Raw genomic sequence first — 21,269 nt, 5'->3', positions numbered from 1 at the left:
GCCGGTCACGGCCCCGGTACGGCCAAGGGGAGAGGGACGAGCGATGACCACCGGGGAGAACGAGGCGAACACGCCGCCCGACGAGCCGCCGGCGGACGGGCGGACCTCGCGCGTCACGCGGAAGAAGCGTTCGGGATGGCGGGAGATACCCCTCCTGATCGGCGCGGCCCTCGTCCTCGCGCTCGTGATCAAAACCTTCCTCGTACAGCCGTTCTCCATCCCCTCCGGCTCGATGGAGAACACCCTCCGGACGGACGACCGGGTGCTGGTCGACAAGCTCACGCCCTGGTTCGGGGCGGCACCGGACCGGGGCGAGGTCGTGGTCTTCCGGGACCCGGGCGGCTGGCTGTCCGACCAGCCTCCGCAGCACGGCAACGCCTTTCAGCGAGGAGCGCGAAAAGCGCTGGCCTTCATCGGCCTGATGCCCTCGGCGGACGAGAAGGACCTGATCAAGCGGGTGATCGGGGTCGGCGGTGACACCGTGGAGTGCAAACGCGGCGAGCCGGTGAAGGTCAACGGCAAGCCCCTGGACGAGCCGTACGTCCACCCCGGTGCCACCCCGTGCGACGACATGCCGGCCGGCACGGTGAAGGTGCCCGAGGGCCACCTGTGGGTGATGGGCGACCACCGCGACGACTCACGGGACTCCCGCGCCCATGTCCACGAGCCGGGCGGCGGGTTCGTGCCCGTGGACAATGTGATCGGCAGGGCCGTCGTCGTCGCCTGGCCGGTCTCCCGGTGGGCCACCCTGCCCGTACCCGACACGTTCGATCACCAGCCCGGCGCACGCCCCGGACGCTAGGTCCGGCACGGCGTCAGCAGCACCGGCTTCTCGGGGCCGGTGGCCGTCAGGCACCGCCCGCTGGCCTGACTGCGGATGTCCGGGCCCTGGACGGAGAACCGCTGACCGGCGGAACCGTTGCAGGGACGCATCACCGTCGGCTTGTCGAGACCGGTGGCCGTGAGGCACAGGCCACTGGACTGGTTGCGGACGTCCCCTCCCTCCAGGACGAAACGCTGCCCCGGGGCGTTGTTGCAACCCCGGGTCGTCACGGCACCGTCGGCGCCGCCCGGGGCCGTCAGGCAGTTCCCGCTGGTCCGTTGCACGATGACGGTGCGCGGGTTGTTCACCACCCACTCCTGGGCCGGGGAGCCGGCGATGGCGGAGGCGGAGGCGGGGGAGCCGAGGAACCCGCCACCGGCGAGGGCGAGTGCCATGGTGGCGACGACAGCGCGCGTACGCATGAAGCGACCTTTCAGAACCTGGACGCGGGCATGGACACTGGCACCGTTTCCGGGAACCGGTCCGTGCACACCCCACCTCACCCGTACGGGTACCTGGGTGCGGCGAGGCGCGGTGGGTCAGGTCGCCTCGCCGAAGAGCACGGCCAGGCCGTCGAGGAGGCGCTGCAGGCCGAACTCGAACAGGGCGTCGAGGTCGAAGTCGTACCCGGTCGTGGCGAGGTGTCTGAGTCTCGGGAACCGGTCGGTGGCCAGGATCGCGTGGAGCGCGGGCTCCTGACTGGCCATCCACTCCTCGCTGTCCAGGCCGCTGAGTGCTTCCGCTTCCGCTTCCGTCTCGATGTTGACGGCGGTGCCGCGCACATAGTTGAACAGCGTGAGATGGGCGGTGAACGCGGTCGAGGGATCGAGACCACGCCCGTCCAGGGCCGCGAGCGTCCACTCGCTGAACGGCAGCGCGCCGGCGACCATCTGCGGCCGGGTGAACGAGAGCGCCGGCGCGAGCCAGGGGTGGCGGCGGAACATCCCCCAGAGCGTCCGGGCGACGAGCTCCAGCCGCTCCCGCCAGCCCTCCGAGGGGTTCTCGGGGAGCGGCCACCGGCGGAACGCCGCGTCCATCATCTCCAGCAACAGGGCGTCCTTGTCGGCCACGTGCCGGTACAGCGACATGGTCGCCACCTCGAGCTCGGCGGCGACCCGCCGCATCGAGGCGGCCGCCAGCCCTTCGACGTCGGCCACCGCGACGGCTACCTCGACGATTCGCTCGAGCGTGAGCGCCTGGTCCGCGGTACTCCTGCGCCGCGCGGGCACCGGTCGTTCCGGGTGCTCCGGCCGCTCGGGCCGTACGCCGGGCTCGACGACCGTTCCGACGCCCGGGACGGCGCGGACCAGGCCCTGGTGGCGGAGCTCGGTGAGCACCTTGGTCGCGGTCGCCATCGCGACCCCCCACTGGCGGGTGATCTCACGGGTCGAGGGCACCCGGTCGCCCGGTGCCAGCTCGCCCGACTCGATCCGCTGCCGCAGTTCGGCGACGATCCGGGTGTAGCGGGGCGCTGCCTGCCCGTTCACCGTTCCTACCTCCGCACTAGTGCACCATGACGCGCGTCATCCTAGCCCTCGCGCCCGCGCAGCGCCCCGGGAGTGCGCCCGAGCCGCCGGAGCACTAGTGCGCAAGGTGGGTAAAGTGCCTGATCGGATGGGTAATTGACCCTTGCGTAGTGCAGTGCGTACGTCGTACATTCGGCGCCATGCGGAACACCGACATACTCATCTCCGGTGCCGGTATCGGCGGCACCGCCCTGGCGTACTGGCTTCGCGCGGCGGGCTTCGCCGTCACCGTCGTCGAGCGCGCGCCGGAACCCCGCCCGGGCGGCCAGACCGTGGACCTGCGGGGCGCGGGCCGCACCGTCATCACACGGATGGGCCTGATGGACCGGGCGCGGGCGCTCAGCGTCGACCAGCGCGGATTGGCGTTCGTCAACGGGTCCGGCCGTATCGCGGCCCGGATGCCGGCGGACAGTTTCGGCGGTGAGGGGATCATCTCCGAGATCGAGATCCTGCGCGGTGACCTCGCCCGTCTGCTGTACGACGCCACCGTGCCGGAGGCCGAGTACCTCTTCGACGACACCGTCACCGCGCTCGACGAGGACGACGACGGGGTCACCGTCACCTTCGAGAGGGCCGCTCCGCGCCGGTTCGGGCTGGTCGTCGGTGCGGACGGACTGCACTCCGCCGTCCGGGCCCTGGCCTTCGGGCCGGAGCGGGACTGTGTCCGGCCGTTGAACGTCCACACCGCCTGGTTCACGATCACCGAGGACCTGGGGCTCGACGGCTGGATGCTGATGTACAACGAGCCCGGCGGGCTCGTCGCCTCGGCCCGTCCGGGCCGGCTCCCCGGTGAGATCAAGGCGGGCCTCAGCTTCCGGTCGGAACCCCTCACCTACGACCGGCGTGACGTCTCCGCGCAACAGGACCTGATGGCCCGGCGTTTCGCCGGCGCCGGATGGGAGGTGCCGCGGCTGCTGAAGGCGATGCGCACCGCGCCCGACTTCTTCCTCGACTCCATGGGCCAGGTCCATCTCGACCACTGGTCCCGGGGCCGGGCGGTACTCGTCGGGGATGCCGGCTACTGCGCGACGCCGCTGACGGGCCTGGGCACCAGCCTGGCCCTGGTCGGCGCCTATGTGCTGGCGGGTGAACTCGCCTCCGCCGACGGCGACCACCGGATCGCCTTCCGGAAGTACGACGAGGTCATGCGCCCGTACGTCAGCCAGGCCCAGGAGCTGCCTCCCGGCGGCGCCTCGGGGTACGCGCCCTCCAGCGCCCTGGCCATCGCGCTGCGGAACCTCTCGATGCGCGCGATGAACCACTGGCCGATGAAGAACCTGCTGGCCGCGCAGTTCGCCAAGGCCGGGGACATCGCCCTGCCCGAGTACGGCCGCCTCGCCGGCGCCGGCGGCGGTGCCGGCGACAGGGGGTAGGGCGGCCGACGGGTCAGTCGCCGGGCGGGGACGCCTCGACGCGGTGGACGAGCTCGGCGATCAGGGTGGCGATGACCGGCCACAATTCACGGGGGAAGTTGTGGCCCAGGCCGTCGAAGATCTCCAGCGTGGCGCCGGGGACGGCCGCGGCGGTGGCCTTCCCGCCGCTGACGTCGCACATGACGTCCTCCGCGCCGTGGATCACCAGGGTGGGGAGCCGGAGCGACCGCAGACGCTCGGTGCGGTCCCCGGAGGCCAGGACGGCGATGGCCTGGCGCAGCATGCCCACGCGGTCGTGGCCCCGGTCGTAGGCGCGCCCGGCCCGTTCGGCCACCCCGGCGTCGTCGGGTTTGTACCCGGGGGACCCGATCGCCCTCATGGCCCGGACCTGCCAGCCGATGAAGGACTGACGGTCCTCCGGCGGCGCCCCCAGCCCGCCCAGCACCGCGAAGTCCGGCTGGCCCACGGCCCGGTCGCCGGTGGTGGACATCATCGAGGTCAGCGAACGGATCCGGTCCGGGTGCTCGACGGCGATCATCTGGGCGATCATGCCGCCCAGGGACGCGCCGACGACATGGGCGCTGTCGAATCCGAGGACGTCGAGCAGCCCGACGGCGTCGGCCGCCATGTCCGACAGGGTGTAGGAGGCCGACGAGTAATCCCCGGCCATCGCGGCCTGGATGTCCGGCGCCGGCGCGCCATGGAAATGCGACGACCGGCCCGAGTCCCGATTGTCGAACCGGACCACTTGCACATCACGGTCGACGAGTTCGGCGCAGAATCCCTCCGGCCAGTGGATCATTTGTGCCCCACCGCCCATCACCAGCAGCACGAGCGGTGCCTTGGGGTCGCCGAAGCGCTCGTAGGCCACTTCGATGGCTGACGGGCCGACATTCAGAGCTTTCTCTTCACTCACAGCCGCAACGTCTCCTCGGTCGACTGGGGACATGAACATACCTGCATTTAAGGCGACTGAAAATACGAACGGGTGGAATTTTTGCAAAATGGACAATAGTGAAGGAAAGTTATAGGCAGAATTCGGGGAGGGGATTTCCGTCGGCGGTCTTCCGGGATAAGGGTCCCGGTTGCGGATGCCGCGGACGGGGAGTGAGCTGGAGGGACAAGGGCGCCCCCAGGAGGTGGCGATCATGGGCAGGGCGAAGGCCGGGGCCGGACGGGCATGACCGGCACGAGATGCGTGTGTCTGCCGGGCGTTCCCTCATGGGTGGGCCTGGCCACGCGGGACCTGGACGGGGCGAAGGACTTCTACGGGCCGCTGTTGGGCTGGCGGTTCCAGGCCGTGCCCGGCCGGCGGGGCTCGTACGCCCAAGCGCTGGCTGGGGAGACGGTGGTCGCCGGCATCAACGCGACCGCCCACGAATGGGAGCTCCCCGTCACCTGGACCACCTACTTCGGTACGGAGAGCGCCGACGCCGCCGCCAGCCGCGTACAGGAGCGCGGCGGCACCGTCGCCGTCGGGCCGCTGTCGGCCGACGAAGGGCGCCTCGCGCTCGCGGCCGATCCGGCCGGGGCCTCCTTCGGCGTGCTGGAGTGCCAGGCCGAGCCCGGGCGGCTCCGGCCGTCCGGCGTGGGAGGAAACGCCGTATGGGTGGAGCTGCGCACCCGGGACGCGTTCGAGGCGGCGATGTTCTACGGAGGCGTCTTCGACTGGGACCGCAGGCCCTCCCCGCCCTACACCGTGCGCTGGGAGGAGGACCGCGTCATCCTCGACATCGACGACCGGACGGTGGCGACGTTGTACGGCGGAGCCGTGGAGGGAACGGTCGATCCCCGGCTGCGGCCCCGATGGCATGTGTTCTTCTCCGTCGCCGACGTCGCCGCCGCGGTGGAGACGGCGGAAAAACTGGGCGGGCAGGCCATCGGCGAGCCCAGCCCGACCCACTTCGGCCGTACGGCCACGCTGCGCGACCCGGAGGGCGGCCTGTTCTGCGTGGTCAGCGGCCACGACTGAGCGGTACGACGCCCACCGCCCGCTCCGTCAGACTGCCCAGATACAGGCGGCCGTCGTGCTCGCACACACTGGTCACCATGCGGAAGGCCCTGCCGGGGCGTTGCAGGTCGTGCACCAGACGGCCGGCGGAGTCCAGGGCGATCGCCCAGGCGGTGGCCCCCGGGCCCGGCCGGAGGGCGTCCGGCAGCGCCCATGCCGCCCGGCGCAGCGCGGGGTGGGTACGGTGCAGCAGATCGAGCGCCGGCTGCCGCGGAGCGGCCATGGCCACCCAGATCAGCCCGCCGGGACCGGTGGAAAGGTTGTCCGGAAAACCGGGCAGACCGTCCGCGAAGACATCGCGCCGGCCCGCCCTGGGGCCGGTGAGCCACAGCCGCGTCAGCCGGTAGGCACCGGTCTCGGCGACCACGAGGAACGAGCCGTCGGGCGCGAGAGCCACACCGTTGGCGAACTGAAGCCCGTCGAGCACCACTTCCGCCGTGCCCGCGCCCGGCTCGTACCGGATGAGCCGGCCGGTACCGGAGTGCTCCAGCAGATCCCCCATCCAATGGCGCAGCGGGAAGCGGCCGCTGGCGTCGGTGACGTACACGGCGCCGTCCGGCGCCACGACCGCGTTGCTGCACACGCCGAGAGGACGGCCCGCCGCCTCTTGGAGGAGCGTCTCGACGCGACCGGAGGCGGGCTCCACCCGTAGCAGCCCGCGCTCGGCGTCGCACACCAGCAGCCGGCCGTCCGGCAGCGGGCACAGGCCCAGCGGCCGCCCGCCCGTGTCGGCGATCGCGCTCGCACGGTGCCCGGCCGGGTCCAGACACAGGATCCGCCCGTCCGCAACGCCCGTCAGGATCCGCCCCTCGGCGTCGACCCGCACGTCCTCCGGCCCCGTACCGTCGAGCGGAACGCGGTGGACGGGCGGCAGCGGAATACGGCTGTAGCCGGCCCGGGCCCGCGCGGGGCGGCGCGGAGGCCGCCAGACGACGGGCCGCAGAGCGGGCTTTCCCCGGGTCGTTTCCCGGGCCTGTCCCTCGTGCATGGCGAACCTTTCCGTCCTTTCCGCACCGGTGAGCCGGGACGCTACCCAGAGCGGCGCGGACGGGCCACCGCCGACGGGGCCCGGGCATCCGCATCCGGCCACGGACGACCCGTCAGCCACTGGGGCGCGGGCGCCGCCCTCCCACGCCCTCGCCGTGCCGGGTGCCTCGGCATCGGCTTCCGCCGACTGGGCGCCAGACGGCACGATGACGTGTCGACCGAGCGGTTCCGATTGGGGAGGGGCTGGGCATGGGGCGGTTCTGGGGCAGGGTGCCGGCGTGTGCGTCGGCGGTTGCGGCGTTGGTGGCGGGTCCGGCGGGGCTGCCCGCGTCGGCGCAGGGGAGAGGCGGAGGCGGCGGCGCCCTCGTCGCCTGCGTCGGTTCCCAGACCATCCGCTTCTCCCCGGGCATGACGCTGGAGGCGAGGCCCACCCAGGTCCGGGCCACCGCCTGCTACAGCTGCACCGGCACGGACTCCGCGGTGCGGTGGGGCACGTCCGTCATCGAGGGCGACGGCCTCGTCAGTTGCCTGTCGAACGCCGCCCCCGCCGTCGAGGACATCACCTGGAACACCGGCGAGCACAGCAAAATCGCCTACCGGATGCCGGACGCCCTGGCGGTGGCGGGCGAGACCGTCGCCCCCGCCCCCGCCCCCGGCAAGGTGATCACAGGCAGGTACAAGGGCCACTTCGTCCTCTCGCCCGGCGCCCAGCTCTCGCTGAGCCCGCTGGAATGCGCCTCAAACCGAGGGGTTGAGCTGATCAGTGGGCCGGTGACGCTGGCGGTGCTGTGACGCACCGGCTCTCAGACGGCCTTCTCGAACAGCGTCTCCGCCTCGGCCAGCGCCGACGCCAACGCCCCGGGATCCGGCCGCAGCCCCGCGACGATCGCGTCGACGCCGCGCAGCCCCGCCCGCTGGAGGAGCCGCTTCTCGTTGGTGACCCACTCGCCGCGCGCCGCCAGTACCGCGTGCGCCGTTTCCATGGCGGCGGTGGACACCGCGCCCGCGGCCTCCGTGACCTGCCCGCGCGGGACGTACGCGGCCCTGGCGTACTGGAGCGTCATGGCCGCCCGGCCACGCCACACCCGTGGGGCGGCCTCGCGCAGGGCCTCCGGGTACTCGGGCCGGGGCAGGGCACCGCGCAGCACGCGGTTGAGGGCGAGTTCGGCGACCACGAGATAGCTGGGGATGCCCGCGAGGTGGAACATCAGCGGCTCCCAGTGGAAACGGCCGTGCCGTGACTCGGCGAGTTCGTGTTCCACCACGTCGAGATCGCGGTAGTGGACGTCGACGCGCCGGCCGTCGATGGCGAGCCAGGCCCCTCCGTTGAAGACACCGCCGCCCCAGTCGCCGACGCCGGACACCTCGCCGTCCCACCCGAGAGCACGGGCGAGGGCACGCAGGTCGTCCGGGTCGAAGGCGCCCCGGTAGTACAGGGCCAGGTCCCAGTCGCTGTCCGGGGTCTCGGTGCCCTGGGCGCGCGAGCCGCCGAGCGTGACGGCACGTACGGAGGGCAGGGCGGCGAGTCGGTCGGCGGCGTGGTCGAGGAACGTGTCGTCGGTCATGGGGCTCCGATCGTGTGAGGTGAAGGACGGGCTGTTCGGGTGGGGTGCACCGGCCGGTGCCGGGCCGCTCCTCCGGGTCACCGGGGAGTACCGCCTCGCGCCGGCGGTCGTTCAGGCGCCGGCCGTCTCATCGCGCACCTCCTCCGCCGTCGTGTCCCGGAGCCCGCCGTCCAGGCGCAGCCAGCGTGTCACGCCGATGGACTCGAGAAACGGGATGTCGTGGCCGGCCACGATCAGCGCTCCCTCGTACGACTCGAGGGCCGTGGTCAGCTGACGGACGCTCGCCATGTCCAGGTTGTTGGTCGGCTCGTCGAGGAGCAGCAGCTGGGGCGCCGGCTCGGCGAGCATCAGGGCCGCCAGGGTGGCCCGGAAGCGCTCGCCGCCCGAGAGGGTCGCGACCCGCTGTCCGGCCCGGTCGCCCTTGAACAGGAAGCGGGCCAGGCGGGCCCGGATCCTGTTGTCGCCGGCTTCCGGGGCGAACCGCGCCACGTTCTCGGCGATGGTGGCGTCCTCGTCGAGCACGTCGAGGCGCTGCGGCAGGAACCGCAGCGGCACATGGGCCGTGGCCTCGCCCGAGAGCGCGGCCAGCTCTCCCGCGACGGTGCGCAGGAGCGTCGTCTTGCCCGCGCCGTTGCGGCCGACGAGCGCGATCCGCTCGGGGCCGCGCAGCTCGAACTCGCCCTCCACCCGGGCCCCGTACGCAAGGACGAGGTCGCGCAGGGTCAGGACGGACCGGCCCGGCGGCACCGCGGTGTGCGGGAGGTCGACGCGGATCTCGTCGTCGTCGCGCACGGCCTCCACCGCCTCGTCGAGCCGTTCCCTCGCCTGGGCGAGCCTCTCCTCGTGGAGGATGCGGTGCTTGCCGGCGGCGACCTGGGCCTGCCGCTTGCGCTCGCCCATGACGACCTTGGGTTCGCGTTTGGAGTCCCACATCTTCTGCCCGTACCGCTTGCGGCGGGCCAGCTTGACCTGGGCGTCGGCCAGTTCGCGCCGCTGCTTGCGCAGATCGGCCCCGGCCACCCGGACCATCCGCTCGGCCGCCTCCTGTTCGGCGGCCAGCGCCTCCTCGTACGCGGAGAAGTTGCCCCCGTACCAGGTGACCTCGCCTCCTCGTAGATCGGCGATCTGGTCGACGCGGTCGAGGAGTTCACGGTCGTGGCTGACCACGACCATGACGCCCGGCCACGCGTCGACGGCGGCGTACAGCCGTCGGCGCGCGTACAGGTCGAGGTTGTTGGTGGGCTCGTCGAGGAGGAGGACGTCGGGGCGGCGCAGCAGCAGTGCCGCCAGGCGCAGCAGCACCGACTCCCCGCCGGAGAGCTCGCCGAGGGTGCGGTCCAGGCCGATGTGGCCCAGGCCCAGCCCGTCGAGCGCCGCGAGAGCGCGTTCCTCGACGTCCCAGTCGTCGCCGACCGTGGTGAAGTGCTCCTCGCGCGCGTCGCCCGCCTCGATGGCGTGGAGCGCCGCGCGCGTGGCGGCGATGCCGAGGGCCTCGTCGACGCGGAGCGCGGTGCCGAGCGTGACGTTCTGCGGCAGGTACCCGATGTCACCGGCGACGCGCACGGCGCCCTCGGCCGGGGCGAGTTCCCCGGCGATCAGCCTCAGCAGCGTCGACTTGCCCGAGCCGTTGAGCCCTATGAGCCCGGACCTGCCGGGGCCGAAGGAGACCTGGAGGTCGTCGAAGACAGCGGTGCCGTCCGGCCAGGCGTAGGAAAGCGAAGTGCAGGTGATGAAGGAAGACGAAACGGTCATGCGGGCCTCCGGCGGTCGCTGGGAAAGGTGGTGAGGGGCGACGCGTGGGGACACCAGGGGGCGACCGTGGCCGGCGGGGGATCGAGCGGGGAACCCGGGACCGGCAGGGGGACGGCTAAAACGTCGAGGTCGCACACGGAACGCGGGCAGCGGCGGCACTGTGGCGGCGCGGCTGCGTGGCGCGGTGTCTCCGGACCTCAGACGAGCAACGTCCTACTCCGATCGGCGGCAACAAGGAACAGGAGCAACATACGGGGAACCGGTGGAGGCGGCAACGGAATTACGCGGGAGGCGGCTCACCGCCGTGGGGGCGTCAAGCTTGAGTCAATTACTTGCGTAAGCGTGCAAGTAACGCGCTATGCTGCTCCACGTTCGCGATGGTTCGACGTCGAGAGACGCCTTTGCCGCGTTCGTCACGGCGCCCGCGTGCGCCCCGGCCGGGAGGAGGCGAGAGACATGGACGGCAGTAGCCACAGTCCGGGTCACAGTAGGCCCCGCATCCGTATGTCCTCGTTGACCTCCGGTACGCGGTAACCACCTTCCCTGCGCGCCAGCGCCACAGCCTCGCAGTCGGTACCCGTGCGGCGATCCGCCGCTTCGGGCCCTCGTGCTGCCCGCTCGCAGGGAGGATCGCTGCCGCGTGCCCCACATCTCCCCCGGACGGGGGACCGGGAGGCTGTCATGACCGATCTGACCACCGCCACCGCAGGCACCGCCGCCACTGTCACCACCACGGGCACCACCACCATGGGCATCACCGCACCGACCGTCCCCGCACCGCGCACCGCCGTGCTCGACGACGCCCACGTGGGCGACATTCGTGGCGCCCTCGGCACCATCAAAAGCGACGACACGGCATCCCGCCGGGGCCTGTCCGCCAAGTTGAAGACGCTCCTCGCGATCATCGGACCGGGCCTGATCGTGATGGTCGGCGACAACGACGCCGGCGCCTTCGGCACCTACAGCCAGGCCGGGCAGAACTACGGCACCAGCCTGCTGTGGACGCTGCTCCTGCTCATACCCGTCCTCTACGTCAACCAGGAAATGGTGCTGCGCCTGGGCGCGGTGACCGGCGTCGGGCACGCGCGGCTGATCCTGGAGAGGTTCGGCAGGTTCTGGGGCGCGTTCTCCGTCATCGACCTCTTCCTCCTCAACGCGCTGACGATCGTCACCGAGTTCATCGGCATCACCCTGGCCGTCGGCTACCTCGGGCTGCCGAAGGTGCCGAGCGTCCTGCTGGCCGCCGTGATCGTCGTCGCCGCCGCGTCGACCGGCTCGTTCCGCCGGTTCGAGCGCACCGCGATCCTCCTGTGCGCGGGCTCGCTGCTACTGATCCCCATCTACTTCATCGTCCACCCGCCGGCCGGGCAGATGGCCCACGACTTCGTCGTACCGGGCATGCCGCACCACAGCCGGCTCTCCGACGTCATGCTGCTGATCATCGCGATCGTCGGCACCACCGTCGCCCCCTGGCAGCTGTTCTTCCAGCAGTCGTACGTCATCGACAAGCGCATCACCCCCCGCTTCATGCGCTACGAGAAGGCCGACCTGTGGCTCGGCATCGGCATCGTCGTCATCGGCGCCGCCGCCATGATGGGCTTCTGCGCCGCCGCGTTCGCCGGCCACGCCGGATCCGGCGGCTTCACCGACGCCGCCGGTGTCGCCGACGGACTGGAGAAGTACGCGGGCAGGACGGCGGGCGTGCTCTTCGCCGTCGCGCTGCTCGACGCCTCGATCATCGGTGCCAGCGCCGTCTCCCTGTCGACGGCCTACGCCATCGGCGACGTCATGGGGCTCAAGCACTCGCTGCACCGCGGCATCCGGGGCGCCAAGGGGTTCTACGCGGTCTTCGCCGGCCTGATCCTCACCGCCGCCGTCGTCGTGGTCATCCCCGGCTCACCGCTCGGTCTGCTCACCGAGGGGGTCCAGACCCTCGCCGGCGTCCTGCTCCCCTCCGCCTCGGTCTTCCTGCTCCTGCTCTGCAACGACAAGTCCGTCCTGGGCCCCTGGGTCAACGGGCGCGCGACCAACATCTTCACCTCCGTCGTCGTCGCCGTCCTCGTCACCCTGTCCGTCATCCTGACCGCCGCCGTCGTCTTCCCCGACATCACCTCGGGGGCGATCCTCGACATCATGGGCATCTGCGGCGTCGCCGGCATCCTCGCCCTCGGCTACGCCGAGACACGCCGCCGCCGCAAGGGCTGGACCCTGGCCGGACCCGTCGACCGCGCGGGCAAGGAGAACTGGCGGATGCCGCCGCTGGACGAACTGCCCGAGCCCATCGTCTCCACCGGCCGCAAGGTCGGCCTCACCGCCCTGCGCGTCTACCTGCTCGCCGCGATGATCCTGGTGATCGTCCGCATCGCGCAGCTCGCCCTCGGTCACTGAGGCCCGCGCACGTCTCCGGGGCGGCGTGCCCCGTCCGCCGCCCCGGAGACCCGGCCCCGCTCCTTCGCCCCGGACGGCCCCGAGCCAACGAGGCCGTCCGGCGCCCCCGTTCACCGCGATCGGCCCGAAAGGCGCGTCATGAGACTGCTGCCCCGTTCCCGCTCCCGTCGCCCCCTGCCGTCGCGACCGGCGGTGACCACCGGCACCCTCCACGCCCGGTGCGACCGGCGCGTGGAGAGCAAGGTCCGCGCCCTGTGCGTCCTCGGGCTCTCCGGCCCCGGCGCCCGGCTGAGCAGCCTGCACATCGTCGACCCGGACGACACCGCCGACGTCGTCGTGGCCGTCCGGCTGACCTTCGCGCAGGGCGACCCGGCACTCGTCGCCCTGGAACGCCTGGTGGAGCAACTGTCGCGGGAACCCGGCGTGCGCGACCTCCACTGGCGCCTCGACACCCCGGGCGAAAGCGGTGATCTTCCCCCTCGCCGGTGAACACGAGGGCCCCTAGACTCCTCGCATGGACGCGCATGGTTCACCCGACGCCGGCCCGGCGTTCGAGCAGGCGGTCGCCGTGCTGAAGGCCGTGGCCGACCCGACGCGTTTCCATGTGCTGTGGGCGCTGGCCCAGCGGGAGCACTCCGTGGGACAGCTGGCCGAGATGGCGGGCGCTCACGTGGCCGCGGTCTCGCAGCACTTGGCCCGGCTGAGGGCCGTGGGCCTGGTCGTCCCGCGCCGTGAGGGCACGCGCATCTTCTACCGCGTCGCCGGTGACCATGTACGGACGTTGCTGGAGGGCGCGATGCTGGTCGCCCAGGCCGGACCGGAGGCCGGAGCCGAAGGCGGCCCAGCCCCCGCGGAGACCGCCCCCGCGCGCGAGACCGCCCTGGCGAAGCGCGCGGTGCGCCGCCTGCGGCCGAGGGCGACGGGCGGCTGAGCACGGCGGCCCGGGCACCGGCCGCGGGCCGCGCCCCCCGGGGGTACGCGCTCAGCCGGCGGCGCCCTGGTCCAGCGCGTACTGCTCGGGACCGGCGTCATAGGAGTACAGCTCGGCGTAACGGCCCCAGTCGGTGGCCGTCTCGAGCTGCTGGACGACCTGTTCGCTGGTGTAGTGGTGGGCGAGCAGGTCGCGGAAGAAACCGGCGCGCAGCGTGCCGTCGCCGCGCTGAAGGCTCGTCAGGATCAGCCGGACCAGCGGCGCGGTGTCCAGAACGGCTTGGGCGAAGATCCTCTTGGCCTCCTGGACGTCCGCCTCCGCGAAGCCCCGGCCCGCCGGGGTGAGCACCAGGTCGCCGTCGCGGACGACGGCGAAGCCGAGCAGGTCCAGGGCGTCGACCAGGGGCAGCAGATCGTCTATCTCCAGGCCGAGGTCCTCGGCCAGGTCGGCGAGGTCGCAGCGGTCGCCGTGCCGGGCCAGGATCCCGGCGAGACCGGAGAGCCCGTCGACGCCGGCCCTCGGCAGCGGGGTGGTGGCGACAGTACGTCTCGCGGGCCCGTCCGCCTCGCGCCCGGCCCGCCCCAGCAGGGCGGGGGCGGTGGCCTTCTCACGCCCCGTCATGACGCGGTAGACGCCGTCGACGAGGGCCCCGAACCCGGGCGCGCCCCGGTCGCGGGGGTGGGTCATGGGCACGTCGAAGGCGGCCTTGAGGGAGCCGGGGCGGGAGCCGAGCACCACGACGCGGTCGGCCATCAGCACGGCCTCCTCGATGTTGTGGGTGACCAGGACGACGGCGCGGGTGGGGAACTGGCCCGAGGCCCACAGCTCCATCAGCTCGCCGCGCAGGTTCTCGGCGGTGAGCACGTCCAGGGCGGAGAACGGCTCGTCCATCATCAGGACGTCCGGCTCGACGACCAGGGCGCGGGCGAAGCCGACGCGCTGCCGCATACCGCCCGACAGCTCCTTGGGGTAGGCCGACTCGAAGCCGTCGAGCCCGATGAGGTCGATGGCCTGGAGCGCGGCGGTCGCCCGGGCGCGGGCGGGCACCCCACGGGCTTCCAGGCCGAGTTCGACGTTCTGCTGGACGGTGAGCCAGGGCAGCAGCGCGAAGGTCTGGAAGACCATGGCGGTGCCGGGGTTGGCGCCGTCCAGGGGCCTGCCGCGATAGGTGACGGTGCCGGAGCTGGCGGGTATCAGGCCCGCCAGGCAGCGCAGCAGGGTGGACTTCCCGGAGCCGGACCGCCCCAGCAGGGCGACGATCTCCCCGGCCCGTACCTCCAGGTCGATGCCGGCCAGGACGGGCAGCTCGCCGTCGGCCCCGGCGTAGGACTTGGTCAGCCCCCGGGCGGCGAGCAGCACCTCGCCGTCGGCGGGTCCGGCGTCGGTTGCCATGGCGAGGCTCCTTTTCAAAGGGGACGCGTCGGTGTCAGAGCGAGTAGCGGGTCTCGGCGAGGCGGTAGAGCCTGCGCCACAGCAGCCGGTTGAGGCCGACGACGTACACGGCCATTACCGCGATGCCCGCGATCAGATGCGGGTAGTCGCCCTCCGACGTGGCCCGGGAGATGTAGGAACCCAGCCCGGTGGCGCTCAGTGTGGTGCCCCCGAAGGTGACGGTCTCGGAGACGATCGAGGCGTTCCAGGCGCCACCGGAGGCAGTGATCCCACCGGTGACATAGGAGGGGAGGATGCCCGGGATGATCAGGCGTCTCCACCGTTGCCAACCGTGGACGCCCAGGTCGTCCATGGCCTCGCGCAGATCGGTGGGGATGGCGGACGCCCCGGCGATGGTGTTGAACAGGATGTACCACTGGGCGCCCAGCGCCATCAGCAGCATGCCGCCGACGTTCAGTGACAGTCCCGTCCTGAGGAAGAACCAGGTCGCCAGTGGAAAGAGGAAGTTGGCGGGGAAACTCGCCAGGACCTGCACCACCGGCTGGGCGATCCGGGCCAGCCGCGGCGAGAAGCCGATCCGTACGCCGATGGGCACCCAGACGAGCGTCGCCACCGCCACCAGCACCACGACGCGCGCCAGCGTCGCCAGGCCGAGCAGGAACGGCTCCCCGAAGACGCCCAGGCCGGTGCGGTCCCGGAGGTACCCGAGGAGATCGGCCAGCCCCCAGGCGATCAGCCCGCCCGCCACCAGGGCGAAGACCGGATCGCCGCCGCGCCGGCGGCCGGTCATCAGCGGCCGGTCGTCGACGCCGAGGATCCGCCCGGCCCGCCCCAGCAGCTCGGCCACCGGCCGGAGCAGGCGCCCCAGCAGGGCCGGCCAGGACGAGCGGCGTACGAAGTCCAGCACCAGCGACCGCTGGACGTCGGCCGCCTCGGACTGCTCGTTCTTGAACCGCTCCGTCCACGCGGTCAGCGGCCGCCAGAAGAAGAAGTTCACCCCGACGACCATGACGGCCATGGTGACCATCGCCCAGCCGACCTTGCCCAGGTCGCCGTCGGCGATGGCCGTGCCCGCGAACGAACCCACACCCGGCAGGGCGTGCCTGTGGCCGGAGACGCTGATGGCCTCGGACGCGACGAGGAAGAACCAGCCGCCGCCGAAGCTCATCATCCCGTTCCACACCAGCCCGATCGCCCCGGCGGGCAGCTCCACCTTCCAGAACCGCATCCAGCGGGTGAACCGGAACGACCGGGACACCTCGTCGAGTTCACGGGGGAGGGTGATGAGCGAGTGGTAGAAGCCGAAGGCCATGTTCCACGCCTGCGATGTGAAGATGGCGAAGATCGACGCACACTCCAGGGCGGGCGTGGAACCGGGGAAGAGCGAGACGAAGCCGGCCACCGCCACGGTCAGGAAGCCCAGCACCGGCACGGACTGGAGGATGTCCAGCGCCGGGATCAGCACCCGCTCCAGCCGCCGGCTGTGCGCCGCCGCGTACGCGTAGCCCAGGGCGAAGGTCACCGAGACCGCCAGCGCGGCGAACATCCGCAGCAGGCTCCGCGCCGCGTAGTACGGCAGCTCCGCCGGGGAGGTGTCCACCTTCACCACGTGGGCCGGGTCGAAGGAGACGGTGGCCTTCTCGCCGACGCGCAGCAGGAGGTACATCCCCACCAGCACCGCCGCCGCGACCGCGACGTCCACCCAGGACGGCCGCCACGGCCGGCCCGCCGCGCGGGCGGGCGACGACGCCCGCGACACGGTGGAGCGCGACGGAATCGTCATGGGAGCCCCCCGGAACACGGCAGTTTGCGGTCCGACGATAGGACACGCCGTGGCGGGATCAGCGCTCCGGGGCGGCCTCGGGGGCGGTCCCGGCGGTGGTTTCCGGGGTGGTGAGCAGGCTCCGCACCTCGGCTGCGATCACCTCGGGCTCGGCCGTCGGGACCATGTGGTCGGCCCGCAGGGCGAGGACGTGCCGCCCGCGCGGCGACTGCCGGGCCCGGTGGGCGTGGGAGGCGTTGACGGACGCCCGGGCCCGCGCGCTCATGCCGGGGGTGCGCCGCGTGGCGGAGATGACCGTGAGCGGGATGTCGCCTAGGGCCGGCGGGTGCTCCAGCAAGTACCGCAAGTCGGCCTCGATGCCCGCCTGTTCGGCGCCCATGGCGCGCACCGCCGCGACGCCGAAGGCCTCCGCGCGCATGTCGGCCGCGGCGTCCGGCGGCAGGGCGGCGGTGACCTTACGGAAGAGGAGCCCGAACACCTTGAGGCGCGCCAGCAGCAGGGCCGCCCGCAGGCGGGTCTTCTCCAGTCTGCGGATGGACGGGTCGAGGAGCAGCTCGCACGCCTCGTCGGTGGGGTCGACGAGCACCAGCCCGGCGATCCGCTCGGGCCGGTCCGCGGCGGCGAGGCGGACGACCGGACCGCCCCAGCTGTGCCCGACCAGTACGAAGGGCCCCGGGCCGAGGTGGTCGAGGAGATCGCCCAGATCGTCGGTGAGCCGTCGCAGGTCGCGCGTCCCCGACGGGTCGGGGGCGCTGCGGCCGAGGCCGCTCCGGTCGTAGACCACGGTGCGTGCCGAGCGGGCCACCTCCCGCTGGACGAGTGCCCAGTACGAGCGGGTCGCCGCCAGTCCGCCCTCGAACACCACCGTCACCTGGCCGGTGTCGGCGGGGCCCGGGTGCTCCATGTAGAAGAGTTCGCGGCCGTCGCGGGTGCGCGCGGTACCGGGTGTGCCCTGGCTGTGCTGTCGCTGCATGCTGTCCGTCCTCACAAGCGGATCCGGCGAGCCGTTCGACCGAAGGGGAGCTTAGGCTAACCTAAGTTCCCCTTCGGTGGGTGGCTCGGGCGTGTCCGGGAGCGAACGGTCCGTCGGCGCCGAAGACCAGCTCGGCGAAGCGTTCGCCGATGCGGCGGTGGCCCGCGGAGTCCGGGTGGAGCCGGTCGGGGAGCGGGAGTTCGGCGAAGTCCGCCTCGCCGTAGAGGGCGCGGCCGTCGAGGTAGTGGAGATTGGGATCGTCGGCCGCCCGGTGCGCGATGATCCGGGCGAGCTCGGCGCGGACGACACTGAGGGTCAGCCGCCCGGAGGCGCGGTCCTCGGGGTCGCCGAGGGCCCGGAACACCACCTTTCCGTCGTCGGATTCCGTTACGACGGGCCCAGGGGTGTCCTCCTGGATGGGGCAGAGGATGGGGGAGACGACCAGCAACGGTGTGCCGGGGTGCTCTTCGCGGACGGTGTCGAGGAAACCGTGGACCGCCGGGCCGAAGGCACGCAGGCGCATCGCGTCGGAGTTGACGGGATTGATGCCGACCTTGAGGCTGATCAGATCGGCGGGGGTGTCGCGCACGGTCCGCGCGGTGAACGGGTCGAGCAGGGCGTTGCCGCTCAGACCGAGGTTGACGAGCTCCACGCCGCCGGCGGAGGCGGCCAGCGCCGGCCAGGTCGCTGTGGGGCTCTCGGCGTTGGAGCCGTGGCTGATCGAGCTGCCGTGGTGCAGCCACACCCTGCGGCCGCGGTCCGGCGCGATCTCGACCGGGGCGTCGGTGCGCAGGGCGATCAGCTCGGTCATCTCCGCCTGCGGCAGCCAGATCTCGATGTCCTTGTCGCCGGCGGGCAGTCCGGCGAACCGCACGGTGCCGGCCGGTCCGGGCCGGAGCGTCATGGCCCAGGTGGCCGTGTCGACGCTGAGGACGTTGCCGCCCGGGACGGTGGCCCGCCCGCCGGGCCGGCCGTCGACGAGCAGGTCGTACACGCCGGCCGGGAGGGGCGGAGTGCCCCGGAAGACGGTCCTGGTGGGCAGGACGTCCAGCTCGACGGCCGTGGCGGCGGTCCGGAAGACCAGCCGCACTCCGGAGGGCTGGGCCTCGACCAGCGACAGGAACGGATCGGGGTACTGCTTCCGCGCCCAGGCGGGCAGCCGGTGCGGCCGTACACCGGCCGCGGTGTGCTCCAGGTCGAGGGCGCCGCGCAGCACGCGGGAGTCGAGGGGAGTGGAGATCCAGTCGGTCACGGGGACTCCCTGAGGGGGGAGGGGGTGGGATGGCCGCTACTGGCGTGAAGTGGTGGGTCGGAGATCGAAACCGACCTTGACCGTGCCCGGATTTGAGAATTTTTCGCTCGTTCGGGCAACGCTGCCCATTACGGTTCGTAATGTTGGCGTATCGAAGTGATGGCCCGGTAGCGTCCGTGGAAACGAGGGAGCCCTGGCTGGCCGTCAAGCAGTGCCGGAGCCCCTTTTCTTGTTCGCTTCGATCCCGGAGGGCGTCATGCCTCCTGACCACATGCCGCGACGAGCCGTTCCCGGCGCGGCGCGGCACTCGACCGACGGTAACACCCCGCGCTCCGGCGTCGCCGGAGTCCGGGAAGTCCGTGACCTGACCGTGGACCTCCAGGCAAGCGCGTTCGTGGCGTTGGTGGTGACCGGACTGGTGCTCATCTTCTCGCCCGACGTCCTGCCCGCCGCCGCGGCGGCCGTGCTCACGGCCCTGCCGTACGCGGGCCGCTCCTGCCTCCGTTACCGGCGGCTGAGCGTATGAGCGGTATGTGAGACACCGTCAGCCGCCCGGGCCGGCGGGAGGGGACGCACGGTCCGGGCGGCACCGCGCACCGTCACCGGCGACGGCCGGGACAGAACTCCACAGGACAGCACCCCGAAAGGGCTACCCCCCAGATGACCAACGGCGCGGACAGTACGGCGATCTGCCGCAACCCGGCGTGCTCCGAACCCGTACCCCCCACCCGGCACGGCAGGCCCCGGATATATTGCAGCGACGCCTGCCGAAGGGCGTATTACCGCATCAGCCCCGCACGCCGAGTCTCCCCCGACGCCGAGCGCCACGACCGGTACGTCCAGCAGATCCTCGACGAGCTCTGGCAGCGGATCGACCGGCTGCGCGACCTCGCCCACGCCGACCGCACCGGACTCACCGGAGCCGACTCCCCCCGTTCCCAGGCCCTCGCCCTCCTCAAGGGCAGCGCGGAGGCCTGCAAGGACCTCCAGGACCTGGACGCCGCCATCGTCCAGCAGGCCCGCGACCGGGGGGTCAAGGTCGCCGACATCGCGGCGGCCCGCAACATCTCCGCCGACAAGGTCGGCCGCGACTGGCCCGCCGACAGCATCGACCGCCGTATGAATCAGCGTCAGCAACGCCGCAGCGTCGTCCACCGTCCGCCCGGCTCCCCTGACGCCGCGAACGAGCCCCTGCACCTCCCCGGCCGCTACCTCCCCGGGGAAGGACTCGGCCCGGGCCTCTCCGGGTACGGCCGCGACTCCACCGAAGGCCCTCCACCCACGGGCGGAACGTGCCCGTACGCGGCCGACCGGCCGGCTCGCCGCCCGCGCTGCGCCTCCGCGTCACTCGCGGGCCCGGCGGTGTGCCGGGGATGCCGTAACGTGACAACGTTTTTGACGCCGGATGTGAGGGAGTCCCGCCATGAGGGAGCTGTATCCGCCGATCGAGCCCTACGACAAGGGCATGCTCGACGTGGGTGACGGCAACCTCGTGTACTGGGAGGCCTGCGGCAACCCGGAGGGCCGGCCCGCGCTCGTCGTCCACGGCGGCCCGGGCTCCGGATGCGGCCCGGGGGCACGCCGGTACTTCGATCCGGACCGGTACCGCGTCGTGCTGTTCGACCAGCGAGGATGCGGCCGCAGCACCCCGCACGCCGCCGACCCCACGACCGGCATGCGGCACAACACCACCGAGCACCTCATCGCCGACATGGAACGGCTTCGCCGGCACCTCGGCATCGACCGCTGGCTGCTGTACGGCGGCTCCTGGGGGTCGACGCTCATCCTGGCCTACGCCCAGCGGCACCCCGAGCGGGTCTCGGAGATCGTCATCTCCGGTGTCACCACCACCCGTCGCTCGGAGATCGACTGGCTCTACCGGGGCGCCGGCCGGTTCTTCCCCGAGGCGTGGGAGCGCTTCCTCGCCGGCGCCCCGGGCACCCCGCGCGACGGGGACGTCGTCGCTGCGTACGCACGGCTGATGGAGCACCCCGACACCGCGATACGTGAGAAGGCCACGGCCGACTGGTGCGCGTGGGAGGACGCGGTCCTGTCGGGGGAGACACGCGGCACCGCCGCCCGCCCGTACGCCGACCGGCCGCCCAGGGCGCGGATCGCGCTGGTGCGCATCTGCTCCCACTACTTCTCCCACGGCGCGTGGCTGGAGGAGGGCGCGCTGCTGCGCGACGCGCACCGGCTGGCCGGAATCCCGGGCGTCCTGATCCACGGCCGGCTCGACCTGGCCGGCCCCCTCGCCACGGCCTGGGAGCTCGCCCGGGCCTGGCCCGGCGCCGAGCTGACCGTCGTCGACGACGCGGGCCACCTGGGCGGCGCCACGACGAGCGACCATGTGCTCGCGGCCCTCGACCGGTTCGCCGCGAACGACCGGGCCTGACCCCGTGCGAGCGGCCGCCGGGCGCGGCCGAAGCCGCCCTGGGGCCGGGCAGCGGGAAGGCAGAGTTGCCGGTGGCGAGGGCGGCCGACCGCTGCTCCGCCGCTGCCGCGTGGGGCCG

The 21,269-nt window shown here is 72.4% G+C and carries 20 protein-coding genes; 10 read left to right on the top strand and 10 right to left on the bottom strand.

All coding sequences use genetic code 11. The features are described 5' to 3' along the window. Window positions 1-43: 43 nt before the first annotated feature. Window positions 44-802: a signal peptidase I gene (lepB, locus tag RM609_RS11685; RefSeq protein ID WP_311610203.1), complete on the top strand. Its 759-nt coding sequence runs from the start codon at window positions 44-46 to the stop codon at window positions 800-802. On the opposite strand, the gene RM609_RS11680 is transcribed toward lepB, so the two are convergent. Next, complete coding sequence (locus RM609_RS11680; RefSeq protein ID WP_311610202.1) at window positions 799-1,245, bottom strand: RICIN domain-containing protein; 447 nt, start codon at window positions 1,243-1,245, stop codon at window positions 799-801. The genes lepB and RM609_RS11680 overlap by 4 nt on opposite strands. A 117-nt stretch (window positions 1,246-1,362) precedes the next feature. After that, complete coding sequence (locus RM609_RS11675; protein WP_311610201.1) at window positions 1,363-2,310, bottom strand: TetR/AcrR family transcriptional regulator C-terminal domain-containing protein; 948 nt, start codon at window positions 2,308-2,310, stop codon at window positions 1,363-1,365. Window positions 2,311-2,489: 179 nt separating this feature from the next. On the opposite strand from RM609_RS11675, the gene RM609_RS11670 reads away from it, so the two are divergent. Further along, window positions 2,490-3,722 (top strand): FAD-dependent monooxygenase, encoded by a 1,233-nt coding sequence (locus RM609_RS11670; RefSeq protein ID WP_311610200.1) that lies wholly within the window; start codon window positions 2,490-2,492, stop codon window positions 3,720-3,722. Window positions 3,723-3,735: 13 nt separating this feature from the next. Here the strand turns inward: RM609_RS11670 and RM609_RS11665 are convergent, their stop codons facing one another. Then, the gene (locus tag RM609_RS11665) at window positions 3,736-4,638 is read right to left on the bottom strand and encodes an alpha/beta fold hydrolase (RefSeq protein WP_311610199.1); all 903 of its coding nucleotides are present in this window, start codon (window positions 4,636-4,638) and stop codon (window positions 3,736-3,738) included. 264 nt (window positions 4,639-4,902) lie between these two features. On the opposite strand from RM609_RS11665, the gene RM609_RS11660 reads away from it, so the two are divergent. After that, entirely contained in the window at window positions 4,903-5,694 is a 792-nt protein-coding gene (locus RM609_RS11660; RefSeq protein ID WP_311610198.1) for a VOC family protein, read from the top strand. Here the strand turns inward: RM609_RS11660 and RM609_RS11655 are convergent. Continuing rightward, entirely contained in the window at window positions 5,678-6,721 is a 1,044-nt protein-coding gene (locus RM609_RS11655; RefSeq protein WP_311610197.1) for an SMP-30/gluconolactonase/LRE family protein, read from the bottom strand. The genes RM609_RS11660 and RM609_RS11655 overlap by 17 nt on opposite strands. A gap of 248 nt (window positions 6,722-6,969) precedes the next feature. Between RM609_RS11655 and RM609_RS11650 the strand changes: the two genes are divergently transcribed. After that, entirely contained in the window at window positions 6,970-7,512 is a 543-nt protein-coding gene (locus tag RM609_RS11650) for a hypothetical protein (RefSeq protein WP_311610195.1), read from the top strand. Between the two features lie 11 nt (window positions 7,513-7,523). On the opposite strand, the gene RM609_RS11645 is transcribed toward RM609_RS11650, so the two are convergent. Both RM609_RS11645 and RM609_RS11640 read right to left on the bottom strand, forming a co-directional pair. Further along, window positions 7,524-8,285 carry a nucleotidyltransferase family protein gene (locus tag RM609_RS11645; RefSeq protein ID WP_311610193.1) on the bottom strand — a complete coding sequence of 254 codons (762 nt, stop codon included), beginning with the start codon at window positions 8,283-8,285 and terminating at the stop codon, window positions 7,524-7,526. Window positions 8,286-8,396: 111 nt separating this feature from the next. Then, complete coding sequence (locus tag RM609_RS11640) at window positions 8,397-10,037, bottom strand: ABC-F family ATP-binding cassette domain-containing protein (RefSeq protein WP_311610191.1); 1,641 nt, start codon at window positions 10,035-10,037, stop codon at window positions 8,397-8,399. 747 nt (window positions 10,038-10,784) lie between these two features. On the opposite strand from RM609_RS11640, the gene RM609_RS11635 reads away from it, so the two are divergent. From RM609_RS11635 to RM609_RS11625, 3 genes are all read left to right on the top strand, one after another. Further along, on the top strand, window positions 10,785-12,425 hold the full coding sequence (locus RM609_RS11635) for an NRAMP family divalent metal transporter (RefSeq protein ID WP_311610258.1): 1,641 nt from the start codon (window positions 10,785-10,787) through the stop codon (window positions 12,423-12,425). A 138-nt stretch (window positions 12,426-12,563) separates the two neighbouring features. Beyond that, a complete protein-coding gene (locus tag RM609_RS11630; protein WP_311610190.1) occupies window positions 12,564-12,914 on the top strand; it encodes a hypothetical protein in 351 nt (116 codons plus the stop codon). 25 nt (window positions 12,915-12,939) lie between these two features. Beyond that, complete coding sequence (locus RM609_RS11625) at window positions 12,940-13,356, top strand: ArsR/SmtB family transcription factor (RefSeq protein ID WP_311610189.1); 417 nt, start codon at window positions 12,940-12,942, stop codon at window positions 13,354-13,356. Between the two features lie 51 nt (window positions 13,357-13,407). Here the strand turns inward: RM609_RS11625 and RM609_RS11620 are convergent, their stop codons facing one another. The 4 genes from RM609_RS11620 to RM609_RS11605 form a co-directional block, all read right to left on the bottom strand. After that, window positions 13,408-14,748 carry an ABC transporter ATP-binding protein gene (locus RM609_RS11620; protein WP_311610188.1) on the bottom strand — a complete coding sequence of 447 codons (1,341 nt, stop codon included), beginning with the start codon at window positions 14,746-14,748 and terminating at the stop codon, window positions 13,408-13,410. A gap of 34 nt (window positions 14,749-14,782) precedes the next feature. Then, the gene (locus RM609_RS11615) at window positions 14,783-16,531 is read right to left on the bottom strand and encodes an ABC transporter permease (protein ID WP_311610187.1); all 1,749 of its coding nucleotides are present in this window, start codon (window positions 16,529-16,531) and stop codon (window positions 14,783-14,785) included. A 58-nt stretch (window positions 16,532-16,589) separates the two neighbouring features. Further along, window positions 16,590-17,504, bottom strand: coding sequence for an alpha/beta fold hydrolase (locus RM609_RS11610; protein ID WP_311610185.1), 915 nt, complete (start codon window positions 17,502-17,504; stop codon window positions 16,590-16,592). Window positions 17,505-17,565: 61 nt separating this feature from the next. Continuing rightward, the gene (locus RM609_RS11605) at window positions 17,566-18,756 is read right to left on the bottom strand and encodes a GDSL-type esterase/lipase family protein (protein WP_311610183.1); all 1,191 of its coding nucleotides are present in this window, start codon (window positions 18,754-18,756) and stop codon (window positions 17,566-17,568) included. 256 nt (window positions 18,757-19,012) lie between these two features. Here RM609_RS11605 and RM609_RS11600 point away from each other — a divergent pair, with 256 nt between their 5' ends. From RM609_RS11600 to pip, 3 genes are all read left to right on the top strand, one after another. Next, entirely contained in the window at window positions 19,013-19,282 is a 270-nt protein-coding gene (locus RM609_RS11600) for a hypothetical protein (RefSeq protein WP_311610182.1), read from the top strand. A 134-nt stretch (window positions 19,283-19,416) separates the two neighbouring features. After that, window positions 19,417-20,238: a hypothetical protein gene (locus tag RM609_RS11595; RefSeq protein WP_311610180.1), complete on the top strand. Its 822-nt coding sequence runs from the start codon at window positions 19,417-19,419 to the stop codon at window positions 20,236-20,238. Beyond that, window positions 20,180-21,151 carry a prolyl aminopeptidase gene (gene pip / locus RM609_RS11590; RefSeq protein ID WP_311610179.1) on the top strand — a complete coding sequence of 324 codons (972 nt, stop codon included), beginning with the start codon at window positions 20,180-20,182 and terminating at the stop codon, window positions 21,149-21,151. The genes RM609_RS11595 and pip overlap by 59 nt, the downstream gene beginning before the upstream one ends. The last annotated feature ends 118 nt before the right edge of the window (window positions 21,152-21,269 follow it).

The organism is Streptomyces hesseae (assembly GCF_031845785.1).
Taxonomy (GTDB): domain Bacteria; phylum Actinomycetota; class Actinomycetes; order Streptomycetales; family Streptomycetaceae; genus Streptomyces; species Streptomyces hesseae.
The sequence above is the reverse complement of the archived record's forward strand: the minus strand, read 5'-3'. Positions and strand labels throughout refer to the sequence as shown.

Excerpts from the sequence above, each read along its gene's own strand:
- RM609_RS11610 (WP_311610185.1), bottom strand. The coding sequence starts at position 17,504 with ATGCAGCGACAGCACAGCCAGGGCACACCCGGTACCGCGCGCACCCGC.
- RM609_RS11625 (WP_311610189.1), top strand. The coding sequence starts at position 12,940 with ATGGACGCGCATGGTTCACCCGACGCCGGCCCGGCGTTCGAGCAGGCG.
- RM609_RS11630 (WP_311610190.1), top strand. The coding sequence starts at position 12,564 with ATGAGACTGCTGCCCCGTTCCCGCTCCCGTCGCCCCCTGCCGTCGCGA.
- pip (WP_311610179.1), top strand. The coding sequence starts at position 20,180 with ATGAGGGAGCTGTATCCGCCGATCGAGCCCTACGACAAGGGCATGCTC.
- RM609_RS11670 (WP_311610200.1), top strand. The coding sequence starts at position 2,490 with ATGCGGAACACCGACATACTCATCTCCGGTGCCGGTATCGGCGGCACC.
- RM609_RS11635 (WP_311610258.1), top strand. The coding sequence starts at position 10,785 with ATGGGCATCACCGCACCGACCGTCCCCGCACCGCGCACCGCCGTGCTC.
- RM609_RS11615 (WP_311610187.1), bottom strand. The coding sequence starts at position 16,531 with ATGACGATTCCGTCGCGCTCCACCGTGTCGCGGGCGTCGTCGCCCGCC.
- RM609_RS11595 (WP_311610180.1), top strand. The coding sequence starts at position 19,417 with ATGACCAACGGCGCGGACAGTACGGCGATCTGCCGCAACCCGGCGTGC.
- RM609_RS11650 (WP_311610195.1), top strand. The coding sequence starts at position 6,970 with ATGGGGCGGTTCTGGGGCAGGGTGCCGGCGTGTGCGTCGGCGGTTGCG.
- RM609_RS11600 (WP_311610182.1), top strand. The coding sequence starts at position 19,013 with ATGCCTCCTGACCACATGCCGCGACGAGCCGTTCCCGGCGCGGCGCGG.
- RM609_RS11660 (WP_311610198.1), top strand. The coding sequence starts at position 4,903 with ATGACCGGCACGAGATGCGTGTGTCTGCCGGGCGTTCCCTCATGGGTG.
- RM609_RS11655 (WP_311610197.1), bottom strand. The coding sequence starts at position 6,721 with ATGCACGAGGGACAGGCCCGGGAAACGACCCGGGGAAAGCCCGCTCTG.
- lepB (WP_311610203.1), top strand. The coding sequence starts at position 44 with ATGACCACCGGGGAGAACGAGGCGAACACGCCGCCCGACGAGCCGCCG.
- RM609_RS11680 (WP_311610202.1), bottom strand. The coding sequence starts at position 1,245 with ATGCGTACGCGCGCTGTCGTCGCCACCATGGCACTCGCCCTCGCCGGT.
- RM609_RS11645 (WP_311610193.1), bottom strand. The coding sequence starts at position 8,285 with ATGACCGACGACACGTTCCTCGACCACGCCGCCGACCGACTCGCCGCC.
- RM609_RS11620 (WP_311610188.1), bottom strand. The coding sequence starts at position 14,748 with ATGGCAACCGACGCCGGACCCGCCGACGGCGAGGTGCTGCTCGCCGCC.
- RM609_RS11640 (WP_311610191.1), bottom strand. The coding sequence starts at position 10,037 with ATGACCGTTTCGTCTTCCTTCATCACCTGCACTTCGCTTTCCTACGCC.